At 64.0% G+C, this 19,807-nt stretch carries 16 protein-coding genes; 13 read left to right on the top strand and 3 right to left on the bottom strand.

The genetic code is table 11. The features are described 5' to 3' along the window. Positions 1 to 216: 216 nt before the first annotated feature. Positions 217 to 1,851: a CTP synthase gene (gene pyrG / locus SAS01S_RS06915; RefSeq protein WP_066806637.1), complete on the top strand. Its 1,635-nt coding sequence runs from the start codon at positions 217 to 219 to the stop codon at positions 1,849 to 1,851. A 3-nt stretch (positions 1,852 to 1,854) separates the two neighbouring features. Here pyrG and SAS01S_RS06920 read toward each other — a convergent pair whose 3' ends face one another. Together SAS01S_RS06920 and SAS01S_RS06925 are read right to left on the bottom strand one after the other, a co-directional pair. After that, positions 1,855 to 2,751, bottom strand: coding sequence for a diacylglycerol/lipid kinase family protein (locus tag SAS01S_RS06920; protein WP_169804910.1), 897 nt, complete (start codon positions 2,749 to 2,751; stop codon positions 1,855 to 1,857). Between the two features lie 128 nt (positions 2,752 to 2,879). Further along, positions 2,880 to 3,356, bottom strand: coding sequence for an Hsp20 family protein (locus SAS01S_RS06925; protein ID WP_066806546.1), 477 nt, complete (start codon positions 3,354 to 3,356; stop codon positions 2,880 to 2,882). A 234-nt stretch (positions 3,357 to 3,590) separates the two neighbouring features. On the opposite strand from SAS01S_RS06925, the gene SAS01S_RS06930 reads away from it, so the two are divergent. The 12 genes from SAS01S_RS06930 (at position 3,591) to rutA (ending at position 18,711) form a co-directional block, all read left to right on the top strand. Continuing rightward, the gene (locus SAS01S_RS06930) at positions 3,591 to 6,128 is read left to right on the top strand and encodes a TonB-dependent receptor (RefSeq protein WP_066806548.1); all 2,538 of its coding nucleotides are present in this window, start codon (positions 3,591 to 3,593) and stop codon (positions 6,126 to 6,128) included. 630 nt (positions 6,129 to 6,758) lie between these two features. Continuing rightward, positions 6,759 to 8,015: a lipoprotein-releasing ABC transporter permease subunit gene (locus SAS01S_RS06935; RefSeq protein ID WP_066806639.1), complete on the top strand. Its 1,257-nt coding sequence runs from the start codon at positions 6,759 to 6,761 to the stop codon at positions 8,013 to 8,015. Next, complete coding sequence (locus tag SAS01S_RS06940) at positions 8,008 to 8,682, top strand: ABC transporter ATP-binding protein (protein WP_066806550.1); 675 nt, start codon at positions 8,008 to 8,010, stop codon at positions 8,680 to 8,682. Before SAS01S_RS06935 ends, SAS01S_RS06940 begins: the two co-directional genes overlap by 8 nt. A gap of 21 nt (positions 8,683 to 8,703) precedes the next feature. Next, positions 8,704 to 9,327 (top strand): GNAT family N-acetyltransferase, encoded by a 624-nt coding sequence (locus tag SAS01S_RS06945; protein WP_245656773.1) that lies wholly within the window; start codon positions 8,704 to 8,706, stop codon positions 9,325 to 9,327. Next, positions 9,324 to 9,803 (top strand): glutathione peroxidase, encoded by a 480-nt coding sequence (locus SAS01S_RS06950; RefSeq protein WP_066806554.1) that lies wholly within the window; start codon positions 9,324 to 9,326, stop codon positions 9,801 to 9,803. The genes SAS01S_RS06945 and SAS01S_RS06950 overlap by 4 nt, the downstream gene beginning before the upstream one ends. 78 nt (positions 9,804 to 9,881) lie before the next feature. Continuing rightward, on the top strand, positions 9,882 to 13,376 hold the full coding sequence (gene dnaE, locus SAS01S_RS06955; RefSeq protein WP_066806556.1) for a DNA polymerase III subunit alpha: 3,495 nt from the start codon (positions 9,882 to 9,884) through the stop codon (positions 13,374 to 13,376). Positions 13,377 to 13,454: 78 nt separating this feature from the next. Beyond that, positions 13,455 to 15,053, top strand: coding sequence for a long-chain fatty acid--CoA ligase (locus tag SAS01S_RS06960; RefSeq protein ID WP_439646835.1), 1,599 nt, complete (start codon positions 13,455 to 13,457; stop codon positions 15,051 to 15,053). A gap of 14 nt (positions 15,054 to 15,067) precedes the next feature. Beyond that, complete coding sequence (locus tag SAS01S_RS06965) at positions 15,068 to 15,451, top strand: nuclear transport factor 2 family protein (protein WP_066806558.1); 384 nt, start codon at positions 15,068 to 15,070, stop codon at positions 15,449 to 15,451. Positions 15,452 to 15,609: 158 nt separating this feature from the next. After that, positions 15,610 to 16,341 carry a pyrimidine utilization protein B gene (gene rutB / locus SAS01S_RS06970; RefSeq protein WP_066806559.1) on the top strand — a complete coding sequence of 244 codons (732 nt, stop codon included), beginning with the start codon at positions 15,610 to 15,612 and terminating at the stop codon, positions 16,339 to 16,341. A gap of 4 nt (positions 16,342 to 16,345) precedes the next feature. Next, positions 16,346 to 16,729 (top strand): pyrimidine utilization protein C, encoded by a 384-nt coding sequence (gene rutC / locus SAS01S_RS06975; protein ID WP_066806560.1) that lies wholly within the window; start codon positions 16,346 to 16,348, stop codon positions 16,727 to 16,729. A 111-nt stretch (positions 16,730 to 16,840) separates the two neighbouring features. Beyond that, positions 16,841 to 17,638, top strand: coding sequence for a pyrimidine utilization protein D (gene rutD / locus SAS01S_RS06980; protein WP_066806562.1), 798 nt, complete (start codon positions 16,841 to 16,843; stop codon positions 17,636 to 17,638). A gap of 11 nt (positions 17,639 to 17,649) precedes the next feature. Then, positions 17,650 to 18,711: a pyrimidine utilization protein A gene (gene rutA / locus SAS01S_RS06985; RefSeq protein ID WP_066806643.1), complete on the top strand. Its 1,062-nt coding sequence runs from the start codon at positions 17,650 to 17,652 to the stop codon at positions 18,709 to 18,711. Positions 18,712 to 18,715: 4 nt separating this feature from the next. Here the strand turns inward: rutA and SAS01S_RS06990 are convergent, their stop codons facing one another. Then, on the bottom strand, positions 18,716 to 19,786 hold the full coding sequence (locus tag SAS01S_RS06990; RefSeq protein ID WP_066806564.1) for a PA0069 family radical SAM protein: 1,071 nt from the start codon (positions 19,784 to 19,786) through the stop codon (positions 18,716 to 18,718). Between the last annotated feature and the right edge of the window lie 21 nt (positions 19,787 to 19,807).

Genomic DNA, 19,807 nt, shown 5'->3' on the forward strand with positions numbered 1-19,807 from the left:
CGGCGCGGCCGCCAATGCAGCGGCGGGTGCCGGTGGCAACATCACTTTCCCCGGCGCGCTGACGCCGGGCGAGAACAAGGTGGCTCCGGCCAGCAACGGCGCGGTTCCCGTCCGCTAAATCCATTTCGTTTTAATCGCCCGCGCGGACTTTTTGTTCGCGCGGGCGGAGTCGCGTGCTTGCGGCACGCCCCCATTCCAAGCTAGGCGATGATTCCCATGGCGCGGTTTATTTTCATTACCGGCGGCGTGGTCTCCTCGCTGGGCAAAGGTTTGATGGCGGCTTCCCTGGCTGCCCTCCTTCAGGCACGCGGATATCGCGTCCGCATCCGGAAGTTCGATCCCTATCTCAACGTCGATCCGGGCACGATGAGCCCCTATCAGCACGGTGAGGTCTATGTGACGGACGACGGGGCGGAAACCGACCTCGATCTCGGCCATTACGAACGCTTCACCGGCGTCGCCGCGCGGCAGTCGGATAACGTCACCTCGGGCCGGATCTATCAGCAGATCATCCAGCGCGAGCGGCGCGGCGATTATCTTGGCGCCACGGTCCAGGTAATCCCGCACGTCACCGACGCGATCAAGGCGTTCGCGCTGGCCGAGACCGACGATTTGGATTTCGTACTGTGCGAAATCGGCGGCACGGTCGGCGACATCGAATCTCTGCCGTTCATCGAGGCGATCCGCCAGATCCGCAACGATTTGGGGCGCGGCAATTCGGTCAGCATCCACGTCACGTTGGTGCCGTACATCGCCGCTGCCGGCGAGCTGAAGACCAAGCCGACCCAGCATAGCGTGCGCGAGCTGGCGGCGTTGGGCGTGCAGCCCGACGTGCTGGTGTGCCGCTGCGAGCAGCCATTGCCCGCGAGCGAGCGCGCCAAGATCGCGCTGTTCTGTAACGTGCCCAAGGAAGCCGTCATTCCGGCGCTCGACGCCAAGAGCATCTACGCCGTGCCGGTTCAATATCATGAGGAAGGGCTCGACGACGCGGTCCTCAACGCCTTCGGGATCGAGCCCGAAGCCCGGCCCGATCTCGCGCGATGGACCGACATCATGGACCGCCTGACCAACCCGGAAGGGGAGGTGACGGTCGGCGTGGTCGGCAAATATGTCGGCCTGCAGGACGCGTACAAGTCGCTCAACGAGGCACTGGTTCATGGCGGCATCGCCAACCGGGTCAAGGTCAACGTTCGCTGGATCGACGCCGAATTGTTCGAACATGCCGATAGCGACGTCACGGCTAGCCTCGAACCCTGCCATGCCATCCTGGTCCCCGGCGCGTTCGGAGAGCGCGGCGCGGAAGGCAAGATCGCCTCGGTCAAGTTCGCGCGCGAACGCAATGTCCCCTATTTCGGCATTTGTTTCGGCATGCAGATGGCCTGTATCGAAGGCGCGCGGAACCTGGCGGGGATCGCAAAGGCCTCATCGACCGAATTCGGTCCGACCGAGGAACCGGTGGTCGGCATCATCACCGAATGGATGTCGGCCGAAGGCGTCCAGAAGCGCGAGGCCGGTGGCGATCTGGGCGGCACGATGCGGCTCGGCGCCTATGACGCCAAGCTCGACGGCAACAGCGTGGTCTCATCGATCTACGGCTCGACGGACATCAGCGAGCGCCACCGCCATCGCTACGAGGTCAATACCGGCTATCGCGAGCCGCTCGAGAAAGGCGGCCTGGTGTTCAGCGGCATGTCGCCCGACGGCATGCTGCCCGAGATCGTCGAGCGCCCCGACCACCCCTGGTTCGTCGGCGTCCAGTTCCATCCCGAGCTGAAGTCCAAGCCGTTCGACCCGCACCCCTTGTTCGCAAGCTTCATTGCGGCGGCGGTGCGGCAGAGCCGGTTGGTCTAACGGTCACGGCTTCTCGGCCTCGCCCTGCGTCATCACGGTCAGCGCGCCGGGGCGGATGCGGAATTCGAGTGGGGAGTCCATCCGCTTCAATTCGCCGTCCAGCGCGATTTCGATCGACCCGCTGCTCGAGCTGACGGTCAGCGTCTCGCACTCGCCGAGCGTCTCAAAATCGAGCGAGCGTTCGGCGCGTCCGACCAGCGCACGCATGGCGAACCAGATCAGTGCGGCGCGCCGGCGATGGGCGACGGCATAGACTGACAATTTGCCGTCGGTCAGGCTGCCGCGCTTGCCGACCTCGCCACGATCGAGCGAATAGACGTTGTTGCCGACGAACAGCAGCGGCGTGACGATCGCGCGCTCGCCCTTGCCCCAATCGAGCCGCAAGCGGTGATGCGGCAACCGCTCGAGCACGGCGAAGGCTGCAGGCAATGTCGACAGCCATTTGGGCCAGCCCTTGGCACGCTGCAGCCCTTCGCGCTTGCGCACCAACAACGGGTAGAGCCCGATCGACGCGTTGTTGACGAAGACATGGCCGTTGACCTCGCCGACATCGATCTGCGCGGGCTGGCCATTCGCCGCGACGTCGGCCGCCTCGTTCAGATCGGCCGGGATGCCGAGGTCGCGCGCCAGATGGTTAAGCGTGCCGAGCGGCAGCAGACCTAGTTCGGTATCGCTCCCCGCCAGCACCTGCGCCGCACCCGCGGCGGTGCCGTCGCCACCGGCGACGATCACCCGGCCGGATTTCGCGGCAGCCTCGATCGCGTCCGGAAGCTGTTTGCCGTCCAGCAAGCGGATGTCAGGCGTGGTGCCAGCGGCCGTGAACGCCTGTTCGAGCGCCTCGGACAGCCCGTCGCCCATTTTGGCCGCGGTACCGCCGCTGCGGTTTACGATAACGGTCATGATGGTCATTGATGCGGCGTAGCAGCGTAGGGCCGCGGGTCGAAGCGCTAAGGCAAGAAAAAGGCGCCCGGACCTGTCGGCCCGGACGCCCATCGGCGCTTTCGAGGGAGCGATAAAGCGCCGGTCGGTTAAGCCGCCTTGGTTTCATCGGCAGCCGGACTGGTCTCGATCGCGGCGAGCGGGGCGCCCGTCTTGATCGCGATGGTCTGCGGCTTCAGCGCCTCCGGCACTTCGCGCACCAGGTCGACGGTCAGCAGACCGTCATTGATCCGCGCATCGTCGACCCGGATGAAGTCGGCGAGTTCGAAGCGGCGCTCGAAGCTGCGCGTCGCGATGCCGAGGTGAAGATAGGCCGACTGGTCGGCGTCCTTGTCCTTCTTGCCCTTCACGGTCAGCAGGTTCTGCTGCGCGATGATCTCGATCTCGTCGCGGCGGAAACCGGCGACTGCGATCGTGATGCGGTAATGATCCTCGGCGATCCGCTCGAGGTTGAAGGGCGGGTAATTGTCCCCACCAGTTTGCCGCGCCGAGGCTTCGAGCATGTCGAACAAGCGATCGAAACCGATCGTCGAGCGGCGGTAGGGAGTAAGGTCGAACTGTCGCATTTAATCATCCTCCATTGAGCGATGTCACATCGACGCGACCCCGGATGGGCGTCGCGTCATCGCATATCTGGGGCGTTCCGGCGCCGGTTCAAGAGCGGCCAGAGGACAAAATACCCTTATCTTTCAAGGGCGATAAAGTTTGGCTTGCGTGGCTGGTCAGACGATCTTGCTTTTAATCCCAGCAACTCGGTGGGGATTAAGGCGTTAATCGATCGTCTAGGGGATTACCGAATCATGCTCGCAGCGTTTCCGCTCCTGCTTGCCGCCGCATCGCCACAAAGCGTCGCGCTCGCCGACAACGCCGCTCGCCCGGCAGCGCCGGTCGTCGCGCCAGACGATACCGCCGCCAACGCGCCCGCACCAGCGCTTGAGCCCCAAGCCGATCCGCAAGCCGCGCCGACGCCAGGGGGTGACATCGTCGTCACCGCACGGCGCCGGTCGGAGCGCTTGCAGACGGTGCCGCTGGCCGTGGCGGTGCTGAGCGGCGAGACGCTGGCCAATGCCGGGGCATTCAACGTCAACCGGCTCCAGCAATTCCAGCCCGCGCTGCAATTCTATTCGAGCAATCCACGCAATTCGGCGATCAACATCCGCGGTCTCGGCGCTCCGTTCGGCCTGACCAATGACGGCATCGAACAGGGCGTCGGTCTCTATATTGACCAGGTTTATATCGGCCGCGTCGGTGCCTCGACCTTCGACTTCGTCGACATCGACCGCGTCGAGGTGCTGCGCGGGCCGCAGGGCACGCTGTACGGCAAGAACACCACTGCCGGCGCGGTCAACATCACCACCAAGAAGCCTAGCCTCACCTCGCCCGAAGCGACGTTCGAGGTCAGCGCCGGCAATTATGGCTTGGTCCAGCTGAAAGCCTCTGCCTCGGCGCCGATCGCCGACGACAAGCTCGGCGTGCGCCTATCGACCTCGGTGACTAAGCGCGGCGGCTCGATCTACGACACCGCGATCGACAAGAACCTGCAGAAGCAGGACAATTTCAGCGTGCGCGGGCAGTTGCTATGGCAGGCGACGTCCAATCTCGATTTCAATTTTTCGGCCGATTTCAGCCTGCAGAACCCCTATTGCTGCGTCCAATATTACGCGCGGACAGGGGCGACGCAGCGGCCGCTCAACCGCCAATATGCCGCGCTTGCCGCCGCTTTCGGCTACAAGCCGCCGAGCTTCGACCCATTCGACCGCGTCACCGATCTCGATGCCTCGATCAACTCGCGACAGGAGGTCGGCGGCGCGTCGCTGGTCGGCAATTGGGATGTCGGCGGCGCGACGATCACCTCGGTGACCGCCTGGCGCTATTGGGACTGGCAGCCAGCCAACGACCGCGATTTCGTCGGCTTGCCGATCACCACCGTGTCGCAGAATCCGTCGCAACAGAAGCAATGGTCGCAGGAATTGCGGATCTCCTCGAACGGCGATCGCAAGCTGAACTATACGCTGGGCGCCTTCTTCTTCGATCAGACGATCGATACGCAAGGCTCGCAGGTGCAGGGCCCCGCGGCGAGTCGGTGGCTGCTCAATCCCGGCAACGTACCGGTCGGATCGAGCGGTTGTGCGACGCCGACGGCCAATGCGTGCAACCCGCTGGTGTTGGATGGGCTGACCTCGACCAATTCGATCCATTTCAGCAATCAGAGCTTCGCGGTGTTCGGCAAGCTCAATTGGGAGGCGGCGCCTGGTTTCCATATCCAGCCCGGTCTGCGCGTCAATTACGACAAGAAATCAGGCTTTTACGAGTCGGTCGTCAGCATCCACAACGCGCAATACAATTTCGTCGCGACGGCGGATAATGTCGCGACCTTGTTGAAGAACGGTACAGCGCTCGCCGACCAGCTCAACACTTTGGCGCCGCAGCGCTACAGGCCGAAATTCAGCGCCTGGAACCTGTCAGGCGATCTGACTTTGTCCTACGACTTCTCCAAGGACATTCACGGCTATGCGACTTATGCGCGCAGCTTCAAATCGGGCGGGATCAACCTGTCCGGGTTGCCGCTCAATTCCACCAATACCGGCGTCGATCTGGCGACCCAGACGGTGAAGCCGGAGAAGGAAAATCACTTCGAGCTCGGGTTGAAGACGCAGTTCCTCGACCGTCGCCTGACGTTCAATCTCGCGGCGTTCTGGACCGACATAAAAGATTATCAGGCGACGGTGAATAATGGCCAGACCACCGTCATTCGTGGGTATCTGGCCAATGCGGCACGGGTTCGCGTGCGCGGAGTCGAGTTCGACTCGTCGTTCCGGCCCAGCCCGCGGTTGAGCCTGTACACCAACGGCGCCTTCAACGATGCCAAGTACGTCCGCTTCCGCAATGCGCCATGTCCGCCCGAATTGTCCGGCGGCAATGTGGCGTTGCCCGGGCAAACGCCGGCGGCTCCCGGCACGCCTGGCCTCAGCCCGCTGGTGTGCGATATTTCGGGATCGATCCTGCCGGGCATTTCGAAATGGTCGTTCTCGTTCGGCGGCGAAGTGAACGCGCCGGTTAGCGGCGGCCAAGTCTATCTTGGCTATGACGGCAGCTATCGCTCGAAATTCTCGTCCAACCCGTCGCGCTCGCTCTACACTGACATCAACGGCTATTCGCTGTCCAACTTCCGGCTCGGCTTCCGCAAGGACAAGTGGAACCTGTATGGCTGGGTGCGCAACGCGTTCGACCAGCATTATTTCGAACTGTTGAGCACGCAATCGGGCAGCACGGGATTGATTGTAGGCCAGCCGGGCGACCCGCGGACTTATGGCGGGACGTTCCGGATTAGTTTTTGATCGAAGCGTCGCCCCAGCGAACTTACCGTCACCCCAGCGAAAGAGCATCGGGTTGAGCACGCCCCGCATGCTCAAGGATCGTCCGCGGGACGATCCGGGCCGATGTTGGTCTCAGGCAGTGGCCTCCTCGTGAGGTGCCAGCTTTCGCTGGCATGACGGAAGAGGCGGCATGACGGCGTGAGGGCAGGCGGGGCGCCGGTCGACGAAAGGACGCCGGTCGGCGAAGCCGCCGTCGCTCGGGCCGCGTTGCGGCCCGGCGGCCGTTTGGGGCGATGCGCTTCGCGCACCGGCTCACAGCTTCGCTGCTCGCCTTCGCCCCAAAACAAACGCCCGGGCCGTTTCCGACCCGGGCGCCTGCGTGACGATTGCTCGTCAGCCCCCTTGTAACTTCCGCCCGCACGCCTCTTTTAAGGCGGAGCTGGAAGCGATCCCCGAACCACGGCCATTGACCTGCGTTTCGCGAAGCAAACTGCTAAGCGGCGGCTGGGGTCTTGTCATCGCCAAACAACGGGTCGCCGCACGATTGCGGCAGGCGTGTGTCGAATCCGCCACAGCGTCGCCTTGGTTGCCAGTAATCGCGATACACCCTAGGCACCCGACATTCCGGGGGCGGATCGCGAGGCCTGATTGATTCTCCTGTCGAGCTACGAACGCCTGATCGCCAGCCGCTATCTGCTGCCGGGCAAGGGCGAGCGATTCATCGTCCTTGTCGCCGGGTTCAGCCTTGGCGCGGTCATGCTCGGGGTCGCGGCCCTGGTCATCGTGATGAGCGTGATGAACGGCTTTCGCGCCGAATTGTTCGACAAGATCGTCGGACTGAACGGCCATGCCGTGATCCAGGGTTATGGCGGCCGGCCGCTCAACGACTGGCGCCAATTGCTCGAGCGGGCCAAGGCGACGCCGGGCGTCACCAGCGCGGTGCCGATGATCGAACAGCCGCTGATGATGACCAATAATGGCCGCGCGGAGGCGATCATCCTGCGCGGGCTGACCGTCCCCGATATTCGCGGTAACTCGACGATCGCCGGTCATGTCATCGCCGGTGATCTCAACAACGTGACTGCTGGCAGCAACCGAATCGCAATCGGATCGCGGCTGGCCGAGACGCTGGGCGTCGATATCGGCAGCCAGGTCACGATCTGGAACCCGGCAGGGCAGTCGACGCCATTCGGGACGGTCCCGCGAATGGTGTCGTACACGGTCGGCGCGATCTTCGAGATTGGCGTCTACGATTACGACAAGGCCTATGTTGTCATGCCGATGGAGGACGCGCAGACCTTGTTGCTGCTCGACCCCGACACGGTGGGGATGGTCGAGATCAATACGAGGGACGCCGATCAGGTCGGCCCGATCCTGGCGCCGCTGCGCGCGTCGCTTGGCCAGACCGCCGCGGTCAGCGACTGGCGCCAGATGAACGCGCAATTGTTCGAGGCGCTGGCGATCGAACAAGTGTCGATGTTCGTCATCCTGTGCATCATCATCCTGGTCGCGGCGTTCAACATCGCCTCATCGCTGATCATGCTGGTCCGCGCCAAGACGCGCGACATCGCGATCCTGCGCACGATGGGCGCGCCACGCGCCGCGATGGTCAGAATCTTCATCACCGTCGGTACGACGATCGGCATCCTCGGCACAATCGCGGGGCTGATCCTTGGATTCGTCTTGCTCTATTTCCGCCAGCCGATCGTCGACCTGGTACAGAAACTGTCCGGGCAGAATCTGTGGGACCCCTCGATCCGCTTCCTGACCGAACTGCCGTCCAAACCCAATCCGGTTGAGATTGCGATGGTCGTCGCGATCACCTTGCTGCTGACCTTCCTCGCAACGCTGTATCCGGCATCGCGTGCCGCCAGCACCGATCCAGTCCAGGTGCTTCGCTATGAGTGAGGCCGTGCTCGCCACTACCGGCCTGACCCGCAGCTTCGAGCAAGGCGGGGAGACTATCCACGTCCTGCGCGGCGTGAATTTGTCGATCGCTCCGGGCGAGATCGTCGCGTTGCTCGGTCCTTCGGGATCGGGCAAGTCGACCTTGCTGCAGGCAGTCGGCTTGCTCGAAGGCGGGTTCGGCGGATCGATCCGCATCACCGGCGTCGAAGCCGCGCAGATGAGCAGTTCGGAGCGCACCGCGACGCGCCGCGACATGCTGGGGTTCATCTATCAATTCCACCACTTGCTGCCCGACTTCAATGCGATCGAGAACGTCGTGCTGCCGCAATTGGTGAAGGGGACCTCGCGCGCCGATGCGGATGCGCGAGCCAGCGAGCTGCTGACGACGCTCGGCCTAGGCCACCGCCTGACGCATCGGCCAAGCCAATTGTCGGGCGGCGAGCAGCAGCGTGTCGCGGTCGCCCGAGCGCTCGCCAATCGGCCCGCCTTGATCCTGGCCGACGAACCCACCGGCAATCTCGATGAGGCGACCGCGGAGATCGTGTTCGGCGAATTCCTGCGGCTGGTGCGTCAGGAAGGATCGGCGGCGGTGGTGGCGACGCATAACGAGCGGCTGGCCGCGCGGATGGACCGCGTCCTGCGCCTGCACGACGGGCATTTGAGCTAAGTCAGGGATTACGACGGTCAGGTGAGCGAACAAAGGACTTCCAGCGACGCCTGGCGCTTGACGCCGACCTTGATCGGCAACCACGTCACCTTGTCACCGATGACACGCGCCGACCGGGACGGCATTCTGGCGGCCTTGGCGACGGGTCTCGAAAGCGCGTTCCACACGACCGTGCCCAACCCTGAGACGATCAACGCCTGGTACGAGCGGATCGAGCGCGAACAGGCGGTCGGTCGCGCGATGCCGTTCACCGTCCGCGATGCCGCCGGAGAGATCGCCGGCGTCACGCGCTTCCTGCGCATGGCGAAGCAGCACCGCCGGGTCGAGATCGGCGGCACGGTCTATGCTCCGCGCGTCCAGCGCACCGGGCTCAATACCGAGGCGAAGATGTTGCTGCTGACTCACGCATTCGAGGCGCTCGGCTGCTTTTGCGTCCAGATCCGCACCGATTTCCTCAATCGCCAATCGCGCGCGGCGATCGAGCGGCTGGGCGCGCGGATGGACGGGGTGATCCGCGGCCATCTCATCCTCAACGATGGCCATTATCGCGACAGCGTGCTCTATTCGATCCTCGAACATGAATGGCCTGGGGTGAAGCGCAACATCGCCGCCTTGATGGCCCGATATGAGGGGAAGGGCGCATGACCGCGATCACCGAGTTTCACGTCAAGGCGGCAGATGGCAGCGACGCCGACCTCTCGGCCTATGCCGGCAAGGTCCTGCTGGTCGTCAACGTCGCCTCGAAATGCGGCTTCACGCCGCAATATGAAGGGCTGGAGTCGCTCCATCGTAGATACGCCGATCGCGGGTTCGCGGTGTTGGGCTTTCCCTGCAACCAATTCGGCGCGCAGGAGCCCGGCGACGCGGAGGAAATCGCGAAATTCTGCTCGCTGACCTATGATGTAACCTTCCCGGTCTTCGCCAAGATCGACGTCAACGGCTCGGGCGCCGACCCGCTTTACGGCGAGCTCAAGAACCAGGCGCCCGGGTTCCTCGGCACCGAGGGCATCAAATGGAACTTCACCAAGTTCCTGGTCGGCCGCGACGGCCAGGTGGTCGAACGCTACGCGCCGATCACCAAGCCCGAAGAGATCGCGGCGGACATCGAAAAGCTGCTCTGAGCGCGCTGCCCGTCGAAAGTTGTGGGTAAGCTCGCCGCCGGGGTGGCCAAGGCGGGGCGGGCGACCTAGGTTGGCCACATGCCCCATTCCGGCTTCGTGCCCCTCCGGATCTTTTCGTCTTATACGATGCTCGACGGCGCGATCGAGCCCAAGGCGATCGCCAAGCGCGCGCGCGAGCTGGGCTTTCCCGCCGCTGCGGTGACTGATCGCAACGGTTTGTTCGCGGCGATGTCATTCTCGGGCGCGGCCGCGGATGCCGGGGTGCAGCCGATCATCGGCACGATGCTGGGAGTGGCGCGGCCCGATCTGCCTGATGGCCAGCCGGTGCAGACCGACTGGATCGCGCTCTACGCCCAGGACGAAGCGGGCTATCTCAATCTCTGTCGGTTGGTCAGCGAGGCGCATCTCGGGCGGCCGCTCGACCTCGATCCGCATGTCGATCTCGCCACGCTCGAAGCCAATTCGGCAGGGCTGATCGCACTGACCGCGGGCGGCGAGGGCGGTGTCGCCCGGCTGTTCGCGGAAGATCAGCCGGACGGCGCCAACGCCTATGTCGATCGGCTGCAGGCGATCTTCGGCGACCGCCTGTATATCGAGATCGCACGCCGCTTCGAACCGGTCGAAGCCAAGGCCGAAGCCGAGCTGCTCGAACTGGCTTACGCCCGCAACCTCCCGATCGTCGCGACCAATCCGTGCTGCTTTGCCGACGAAGAATTCCTCGAGGCGCATGATGCGATGCTGTGCATCGCCAATTCCTCCTACGTCGCCAGCGACGATCGGCCCAAGAGCTCGCCCGACGCGTGGATGAAACCAGCCAAGGACATGCGGGCCTTGTTCGCCGATTTGCCCGAGGCGATCGCCAATACTCTGGTCGTGGCGCAACGCTGCGCGGTGGCGGCGCCCAAGCGCAAGCCGATCCTGCCCAGTCTTGCCGGCGACCGCGATGGCGAGGCGACGGCATTGCGTGAGGCAGCGCGTGAAGGGCTACGGAAACGCCTCGATCGCATCGTCGAGCTCGGCAATGCGGGAGAGGGCGATTGGCAGCAGCCCTATCGCGATCGCCTCGAATTCGAGCTCGACGTCATCATCCAGATGGGGTTTCCGGGCTATTTCCTGATCGTCGCCGACTTTATCCAATGGGCCAAGGCGCACGACATCCCGGTCGGGCCGGGCCGCGGTTCGGGCGCCGGCTCGGTGGTCGCCTGGGCGCTGACCATCACCGACCTCGATCCGATCAAGCTCGGTCTGCTGTTCGAACGCTTCCTCAACCCGGAACGCGTGTCGATGCCCGACTTCGACATCGATTTCTGCGAAACGCGGCGTGGCGAAGTGATCCGCTACGTCCAGGCCAAATATGGCCGCGACCAGGTCGCGCAGATCATCACCTTCGGGACGATGAAGGCGCGCGCGGTGCTCAAGGATACCGGGCGCGTGCTCCAGATGAGCTATGGCCAGGTCGATCGCCTCGCCAAGCTGGTTCCCAATCTGCCGACCGATCCCTGGACGCTCGACCGCGCGCTCAACGGCGTCAGCGAACTCGCCGCCGAATATCGCGGCGACAAGGACGTCCGCCACTTGTTCGACTTGGCGATGAAGCTCGAAGGCCTGCCGCGGCACAGCTCGACTCACGCCGCCGGCGTGGTGATCGGCGACCGCCCGCTCGCCGACCTCGTCCCGCTCTATCGCGATCCGCGATCGGACATGCCGGTCACCCAGTTCGATATGAAATATGTCGAGGGTGCCGGGCTAGTGAAGTTCGACTTTCTCGGCCTCAAGACCTTGTCGGTGCTCAAGAAGGCGGTGCAATTGCTCGCCAAGCGCGGCATCGCCTGCGACCTCGACGCGCTGACCTGGGACGACGAGGGCGTCTACAAACTCCTCCAGAAGGGCGACACGGTCGGCGTGTTCCAGCTGGAATCGGAAGGCATGCGGCGCACGCTGAGCGCGGTGCGGCCGTCGAATTTCGGCGACATCATCGCGCTCGTCTCGCTCTACCGCCCGGGCCCGATGGATAACATCCCATCGTTCGGCCGGCGCAAGAACGGGCAGGAGCCGATCACCTATCCGCATCCGCTGCTCGAGCCGATCCTGGCCGAGACCTATGGCATCTTCGTCTATCAGGAACAGGTGATGCAGGCCGCCCAGGTGCTGGCCGGCTATTCGCTCGGCGGCGCCGATTTGCTGCGCCGTGCGATGGGCAAGAAGAACCAGGCCGAGATGGACGCCCAGCGCGCGACGTTCGTCGAGGGCTGCGCGACGCACAACCAGATCGACGCGGCCAAGGCCAACGAGCTGTTCGACTTGATCGACAAGTTTGCGGGCTATGGCTTCAACAAATCTCACGCCGCCGCCTATGCGTTGCTGGCGTACCAGACCGGCTGGCTGAAGGCACATCACCCGCATGAATTCTATGCCGCGTCGATGTGCTACGACATCCATCTGACCGATAAGCTCGCGATCTTCGTCGACGACATGCGGCGACTGGACGTCGCCATTCTGCCGCCGGATGTGAACCGGAGCCTTGCCGAGTTCGACGTTCAGCCAACCGACGACGGGCTGGCCGTCCGCTATGCGCTCGCCGGCCTCAAATCCGTCGGCGAAGGCGCGATGGAGAAATTGGTCGAGGAGCGCGACGCATCCGGGCCGTTCGACAGCCTCGACGCTTTCGCCCACCGCGTCGACCCCCGCCTGCTCAATAAACGCCAGCTCGAAACACTCGCGGCGGCCGGGGCATTCGACGCGATCGATGCCAACCGCGCCGGCATCTTCGCCTGCGCCGAAACGATCCTGGCGACCGCGGCGCGCGTCCACGACCAGAAGAATAGCGGGCAGGGCGGCCTGTTCGGTGAGAGCGAGGCCTCGGGCACGCATATCAAGCTGCCGCAGTCGGCGCGCTGGAGCCTGGCCGAGCGGATGGAGCAGGAAAAGGAAGCGTTCGGCTTCTATTTCTCTGCGCATCCGGTCGATCGTTTTTCCCAACTCGCACGGATGCATGGTGCGCGACGCTATGCCGATCTCGGCGATTTGCAGATTCCGGAAAGCGGCCGCGCCGGCGCGGTGATGGCGGCGATGGTCGAAGACACGCGCTGGCGCACCTCGGCCAAGGGGCGGCGTTATCTGGTGGCGACCTTGTCGGACCCGTCAGGCCAGTTCGTCGCGACCTGTTTCGACGATTCGGTCGCAACCGACTTGGAGGAAGCGGCGCGCAACGGCGGCTGCGGCCTGATCACGGTCGAGCTCGACCGCCGCGCGGGCGAGGAACAGCCGCGCGTCACGGTCAAGCGCATCCAGCCGTTCGACGACCTGGCCAGCGCAACACGGATGTATCTCGATATCGAGATCGAGGATGCAGTCGCGATCTCGGCGATCGGCGCGTTATTGTCAGAAGCGCGCGGCGCGCGCGGCGAAGCCCGACTCGTCGTTCCGTTGCCGGCAGGCGGGACGGCAACCATCCTGATCGGGCGCGATTTCCTTCTCGATCCCGAACTTGCCGACCGCATCGCGACGATTCCCGGCGTGCGATCGGCCGAGGTCGCAATCGCGCCGCCGCAACGGCTTGCATTGGTTGGTTAGAGAGCGCGGACACGGCCCCTAGACTTCGACCGCTTCGGGCGGAATAACGCTCTTCAAACATAGAGTATGGAGAGTGGGATGCAGATGGGTGCGATGCAGGATTTCGAGCTGCGCGTGATGCGGCTGCTCGACCATGTCGCTCGCGAGCATCCCACCCGCGAGATCGTGACGCGCTGGGCCGATGGACGCGAGACGCGCAACGACTGGGCTGGCATCCATCGTAACGCGCGCAAGCTCGCCCAGCGACTGGAGAAATGGGGCATCAAGCCAGGTGATCGCGTCGCCACGCTGGCGATGAACCACGAGCATCATCTGACGTCATGGTATGGTGCGATGGGGATGGGCGGCGTGATCCATACGATCAATCCGCGGCTGTTCGACGAGCAATTGGTCTACATCGCCAACCACGCCGAAGATCGCGTGCTGTTCTACGACAAGCAGTTCCAGCCGTTGGTCGACCGGCTCAAGCCGCATTGGACCTCGATCGAGCGCTACGTCGCGTTCGATGACCTCGGCCCCGATGGATTTCAGGCGCAGCTCGATGGCGAGGACGGCGATTATGCCTGGCACGAGGGACCGGAACGCGATCCGTGCATGATCTGCTACACCAGCGGCACCACGGGCAACCCCAAGGGCGTGTTGTACGAGCATCGCTCGACCGTGCTCCACGCGATGCATGCCGCCGAGCCCTGGGTGATGGGGCTGTCGGCGTCGGACGTCATCTTGCCGATCGTGCCGATGTTCCATGCCGCGGCCTGGGGACTGCCGTTTGCCGGTGCGCTGGCGGGCACCAAGTTCGTTTATTCGCAGACCAACGACGCGGCCGTTTTGTGCGGACTGATGAACAGCGAGAAGGTGACGATCGGCAGCGGAGTGCCGACCGTATGGCTGGCGATGTTCCAGCATATGGACGCGACCGGAGAGGAACCGCGCTTCCTGCGTCAGATCACGGTCGGCGGCTCTGCCGCGCCGCGCGCGATGCTCGCGCGGTTCATGGACATGGGGATCAAGCCGCTTCACCTCTGGGGCATGACCGAGACCTCGCCGATCGCGACCGCGCTGGCGCCCGGGCCGGATTGGCGCGACCTCACGCGCGACGAGCAACTCGACGTGGTCTGCAAGCAGGGGTCGATCCCGTTCGGGGTCGAATTGCGGATCGTCGACGACGCGGGCACCGAATTGCCGCGCGACGGCGAGACGTCGGGCCGGCTGCAAATCCGCGGGCCCTGGGTGGTCAAACGTTACTTCAAGGCCGAGCAGGACGCGGTCGATGCCGGAGGCTGGTTCGACACCGGCGATGTCGCGGTACTTCATCCGAACGGCACGATGCAGATCACCGACCGGTCCAAGGACGTGATCAAGTCGGGCGGCGAGTGGATTAGCTCGGTCGAGCTCGAGAACGCGGCGGTCGGTTGCCCCGGCGTCGGCGAAGCGGCGGCGATCGGCGTGTATCATCCCAAATGGGACGAACGCCCGCTGCTGCTCGTCGTCCGCAAGCCGGGCAGCGCGGTGACCCCGCAGGAAATCACTCAGCATCTGACCCAGCATGTCGCCAAATGGTGGCTGCCGGACGAGATCCTGTTCGTCGACGATCTGCCGCATACCGCGACGGGCAAATTGCTCAAGACCGTGCTCCGAGACCAATATAAGGACTATAAGCTGGCGACGGCGGCGTAGGGTTTTTGCGTAAAATGACGACCTTCGACTCCGCCACGTTCGTTGCTCATTGGCGCGATGCCTGGAATGCGCATGATCTTGACGCCGTTCTGGTGCATTTCCATGACGACGCGGCCTTCACCTCGCCTGTTGCCGCCAGCTTGTTGCCAGAGACCGGGGGTGTCATCCGTGGCAAAGCCGCCCTTCGCGCCTATTGGGAGGAGGGGCTCCGTCGCATTCCCGATCTGCACTTTACCATCGAAGCAGTGTTCGCGGGCATCGATACGCTGGTGATCCAGTACATCAACCAGAAAGGCGTCAGCGTCTCCGAGGTCCTGATTTTCGATGCGGGACTGGTACGCGAAGGGCACGGCACCTATCCGATGGATATCGATAATCCGGCGGGAGCTAACGGCTAACGCTTTTGCCGCGCGCCCGCGTGACGAAGTTGCTTCGCGTCGCCTCATCGCACGGTGTAACCGGCCCGCAAACGCCGTGGCGCATGTTGAGCGCGGGTCGCGGACGGTGGCTTTCTGTCGGCTTGCCTTTGCTCCCGTTGCGCGGCAGGCTGCGCTGAATGGACATGGTGACGACCGGCTCCGCTGGTGAGAATGGCGTGACGCTGGCGGCCCGGCCCGAGGCGCTGCGGCTTGCCCCGCACGAGACCGCTGTCGTCGTGATCGACATGCAGAACGCTTATGCGAGCGAGGGCGGCTATGTCGATCTCGCCGGGTTCGACATTTCGGGCGCGGCAGGCGTCATCGGCAAGATCGCTACCGTGCTCGACACCGCGCGCAAGGCGGGCGTCCAGATCGTGTTCCTGCAGAATGGCTGGGATGCCGAATACCAGGAGGCCGGCGGACCGGGATCGCCCAATTGGCACAAATCCAATGCCTTGAAGACGATGCGCGCGCGACCCGAGCTTTCCGGCCAATTGCTTGCGCGCGGTGGGTGGGATTATGACCTGGTCGATGCGCTCAAGCCGCAGCCCAGCGACATCTCGCTTCACAAGACGCGCTACTCAGCCTTCTTCAATTCTCAGCTCGATTCGACGCTGCGGGCGCGTGGCATTCGCAACATCGTGTTCGTCGGCATCGCCACCAATGTCTGCGTCGAAAGCACACTGCGCGACGGCTTCCACCTGGAATATTTCGGGGTGATGCTGGAGGACGCGACCCATCACCTAGGCCCGCCAATGATGCAGGAAGCGACCGTCTACAATGTCGAGAAATTCTTCGGTTGGGTTTCCACGACAGCCGATTTCTGCGGCAGTTTCGGCCAGCTTGCCCAAACAGATAACAAGGATTGACGTCATGGCGTTCGAGCCCATCAACCCGCCGCAATTCCCGGCCCCTATCGCGCCGTATTCGGCCGGGGCGAAGGCGGGCAATATTGTTTACGTCTCAGGTGTGCTGGCGCTGGGCGAGGGCGGGACCGTCCTCCACGTCGGTGACGCCGCCGAGCAGACCCGGCATGTGCTCAAGGTGATCAAGGTCACGCTCGAAGCGGCCGGCGCGACGATGGCCGACATCGCGATGAACCATATCTTCCTCAAAAACCTGGACGATTATCCGGTCTTCAATCAGGTCTATGCCGAGTATTTCCCGGGCAACAAGCCCGCGCGTTATTGCATCAAGGCCGAGCTGGTGAAGCCCGAATGCCTGGTCGAGATCGCCAGCGTGGCGCATATCGGCTGATGGCGTCCCACCACCCGTCATCCCAGCGAACGCTGGAATCTCCAGCGACGACGCGACACCCCCGCCTCAACAAGACCCCAGCTTTCGCTGGGGTGGCGGAAAAGGGGCTGAATGCCTGAGGCCAGCGGCCCGTATTACGAGGAACACGGCGCGCCCGATGCCCCGCCGGTGATCCTGTCCTCGGGCCTGGGCGGGTCGGCAAGCTATTGGGCGCCCAATATTCCCGCGCTTGCCGAGCATTTCCGGGTAATCGCCTATGACCATCGCGGCACCGGGCGGAGCGACCGCGCCTTGCCGGCGCGAGTGTCGGTCGACGACTTCGCCGACGATATCCTGATGCTGATGGACGCGCTGGGCCTCGATCGCACCCATTTGATCGGTCACGCGGCGGGAGGCGTCGCGGGGCTCGCGCTTGCGCTCAAGGCGCCCGAACGGCTGGATCGCCTCGTCGTGGTCAATGGCTGGGCCAGCCCGGATCCGCATTTCCTGCGCTGCTTCGAAATCCGGCTCGCGTTGCTGCGGTTGGCTGGCCCCAGGGCATATCTGCGCGCGCAGCCGATCTTTCTTTACCCGCCGGACTGGGTGTCGAGGCACGATGAAGACATCGACACCGAATTGCCGCACCAGATGGAGACCTTTCCCGGCACGGACACGATGGAAAAGCGCATCCTCGCGCTCGGATCGTTCGATATCGCCGATCGGCTGGGCGAGGTTGCCACGCGGACGCTGGTGATCGCCAGTCAGGACGACATGCTGGTGCCGCCGCGCGCGGGTGAGGCGCTGGCGATAGGAATCGCTAAATCGGGGATCGGTCGGCCGGCTTATGGCGGCCACGCGGTCAACGTCACCGATGCGGACAATTTCAACGGTTTTCTGGTCGACTGGATGACGGGCGTGATGCCCCAATAGGAGTGAGTGCGATGCAGGTCGGCGTTTTCGTGCCCATCAACAACAATGGCTGGCTGATCAGCGAGAACGCGCCGCAATACATGCCGTCGTTCGACCTCAACAAGACGATCGCGCAATCGGCGGAGAAGCATGGGCTCGATTTCCTGCTGTCAATGATCAAGCTCCGTGGATTCGGCGGCAAGACCGAATTCTGGGAGTACGGCCTGGAGAGCTTCACGCTGATGGCCGGGCTCGCCGCGGTCACCGAGAAGATCAAGATCTACGCGACGTGCCCGACCCTGGTCATCCCGCCCGCCTTCGCCGCGCGAATGTGCAACACGATCGATTCGATCAGCCATGGCCGGTTCGGGCTCAACCTGATCACCGGGTGGCAGCGGCCAGAATACAGCCAGATGGGTTTGTGGCCCGGAGACGAGCATTTCCGCAATCGATACAAGATGCTCGATGAATATGCTCATATTCTGCGCGAGCTGTGGGCAACCGGGCGGAGCGACTTCAAGGGCGACTATTACCAGATGGACGATTGTCTCGTCCGGCCCAAGCCTGACGGCGACATAAAGATCATCTGCGCGGGGTCGTCGGACGAGGGCCTCGCCTTCTCCGCCAAATGGGCGGACTATGCCTTTTGTCTCGGCAAGGGCGTCAATACGCCGACCGCCTTCGCTTCCAATAACGACCGGCTGGCGGCCGCCACCGCCCAGACCGGGCGCGACGTGTCGGTGTTCGTCCTGGTGATGATCATCGCCGCCGACACCGACGAGGAAGCGATGGCGAAGTGGAAATCGTACAATGACGGTGTCGATATCGCCGCGATCCGCTGGCTGATGGATCAAGGTGCCGCCGACAAGCACAATACAACCACCAACGTCCGCCAGCTCGCGGCGCCCGAAGGTGCGGTCAATATCAATATGGGAACCCTGGTCGGCAGCCATGCCAGCATCGCGCGGATGCTCGACGAAATGGCGGAGGTGCCGAACACCGGCGGCGTGCTGCTGACGTTCGACGATTTCGTCCAGGGGGTCGAGGATTTCGGGACCAAGATCCAGCCGCTGATGAAGAGCCGGCGGCGCTAGCTGATCAGAACAGCTCGCCCTGCGGTCCGCGCGGCGGGTGGAACAGGTCGCTGCGCACCCTGAGCCACTCGCGGTTGAGCCCGTGCTTCTTCATCGCGATCTGAAAGCGTGTGCGGAGCAGATCGGCCCAGGGGCCTGAGCCGCGCATGCGGGTGAAGAAATTCGGGTCGTTGTCGCGGCCGTCGCGCAACGAGTTGATGATCGCCATCACCTTGCCCGCGCGATCGGGGAAATGCGTGTCGAGCCAGGCGCGGAACAGCGGTGCCACTTCGTGGGGCAGGCGGACGGGCAGATAAGTGATCGTCCGCGCTCCGCTTTCCGCCGCGCGCTCCACGATATGTTCGATCTCGTGATCGGTGATCGCCGGGATGACGGGGGCGATCGATACAACGGTGGGGATGCCGGCATCGGCCAGCCGCCGCACCGCAGTCAGCCGGCGTTCGGGGTGCGGCGCGCGCGGCTCGACCGTGCGCGCGACCTTGGCGTCGAGCGACGTCACCGACAGCGCGACCGCCGCCAGCCCCTTGGCCGCCATCGGCGCGAGCAGGTCGATGTCGCGCACCACGCGGTCGGACTTGGTGGTGATGGTCAGCGGATGATCGGTTTCCGCCAGTACCTCGATACAGCCGCGCGTGATCTTCCACTCCGCCTCGATTGGTTGATAAGGGTCGGTGTTGGTCCCGAACGCGATCGGCCGGCAGCTATAACCCGGCTTCATCAATTCGGCGCGGAGCAGCTCGCCCGCGCTGGGCTTGGCGAACAGCTTCGATTCGAAGTCGAGCCCCGGCGACAGATCCAGATAGGCGTGCGTCGGCCGCGCGAAACAATAGATGCAGCCATGCTCGCAGCCGCGATACGGGTTGATCGATCGGTCGAACCCGATGTCGGGCGACTGGTTGCGCGTGATGATCGCGCGCGGGGTCTCGACCGTGACGCTCGTCCTGAGCGGGGGAAGGGCGCCGTCCACATCCTCCAGCGCATCGAGCCAATCGCCATCGGCGAGCCGCTCGGGCAGACTGAAGCGGCTACTTTCGCGATTGACCGTCGCGCCGCGGACCGGACGAGCTTTTGCCATTGCCGCAATCTACGCCGCACT

Source organism: Sphingomonas asaccharolytica NBRC 15499, from assembly GCF_001598355.1.
Taxonomy (GTDB): domain Bacteria; phylum Pseudomonadota; class Alphaproteobacteria; order Sphingomonadales; family Sphingomonadaceae; genus Sphingomonas; species Sphingomonas asaccharolytica.

What these genes read in the sequence shown, in the direction of transcription:
- pyrG (WP_066806637.1), top strand. Translation starts at nt 217, where the DNA reads ATGGCGCGGTTTATTTTCATTACCGGCGGCGTGGTCTCCTCGCTGGGC.
- SAS01S_RS06920 (WP_169804910.1), bottom strand. Translation starts at nt 2,751, where the DNA reads ATGACCGTTATCGTAAACCGCAGCGGCGGTACCGCGGCCAAAATGGGC.
- SAS01S_RS06925 (WP_066806546.1), bottom strand. Translation starts at nt 3,356, where the DNA reads ATGCGACAGTTCGACCTTACTCCCTACCGCCGCTCGACGATCGGTTTC.
- SAS01S_RS06930 (WP_066806548.1), top strand. Translation starts at nt 3,591, where the DNA reads ATGCTCGCAGCGTTTCCGCTCCTGCTTGCCGCCGCATCGCCACAAAGC.
- SAS01S_RS06940 (WP_066806550.1), top strand. Translation starts at nt 8,008, where the DNA reads ATGAGTGAGGCCGTGCTCGCCACTACCGGCCTGACCCGCAGCTTCGAG.
- SAS01S_RS06950 (WP_066806554.1), top strand. Translation starts at nt 9,324, where the DNA reads ATGACCGCGATCACCGAGTTTCACGTCAAGGCGGCAGATGGCAGCGAC.
- dnaE (WP_066806556.1), top strand. Translation starts at nt 9,882, where the DNA reads ATGCCCCATTCCGGCTTCGTGCCCCTCCGGATCTTTTCGTCTTATACG.
- SAS01S_RS06960 (WP_439646835.1), top strand. Translation starts at nt 13,455, where the DNA reads ATGCAGATGGGTGCGATGCAGGATTTCGAGCTGCGCGTGATGCGGCTG.
- SAS01S_RS06965 (WP_066806558.1), top strand. Translation starts at nt 15,068, where the DNA reads ATGACGACCTTCGACTCCGCCACGTTCGTTGCTCATTGGCGCGATGCC.
- rutB (WP_066806559.1), top strand. Translation starts at nt 15,610, where the DNA reads ATGGACATGGTGACGACCGGCTCCGCTGGTGAGAATGGCGTGACGCTG.
- rutC (WP_066806560.1), top strand. Translation starts at nt 16,346, where the DNA reads ATGGCGTTCGAGCCCATCAACCCGCCGCAATTCCCGGCCCCTATCGCG.
- rutD (WP_066806562.1), top strand. Translation starts at nt 16,841, where the DNA reads ATGCCTGAGGCCAGCGGCCCGTATTACGAGGAACACGGCGCGCCCGAT.
- rutA (WP_066806643.1), top strand. Translation starts at nt 17,650, where the DNA reads ATGCAGGTCGGCGTTTTCGTGCCCATCAACAACAATGGCTGGCTGATC.
- SAS01S_RS06990 (WP_066806564.1), bottom strand. Translation starts at nt 19,786, where the DNA reads ATGGCAAAAGCTCGTCCGGTCCGCGGCGCGACGGTCAATCGCGAAAGT.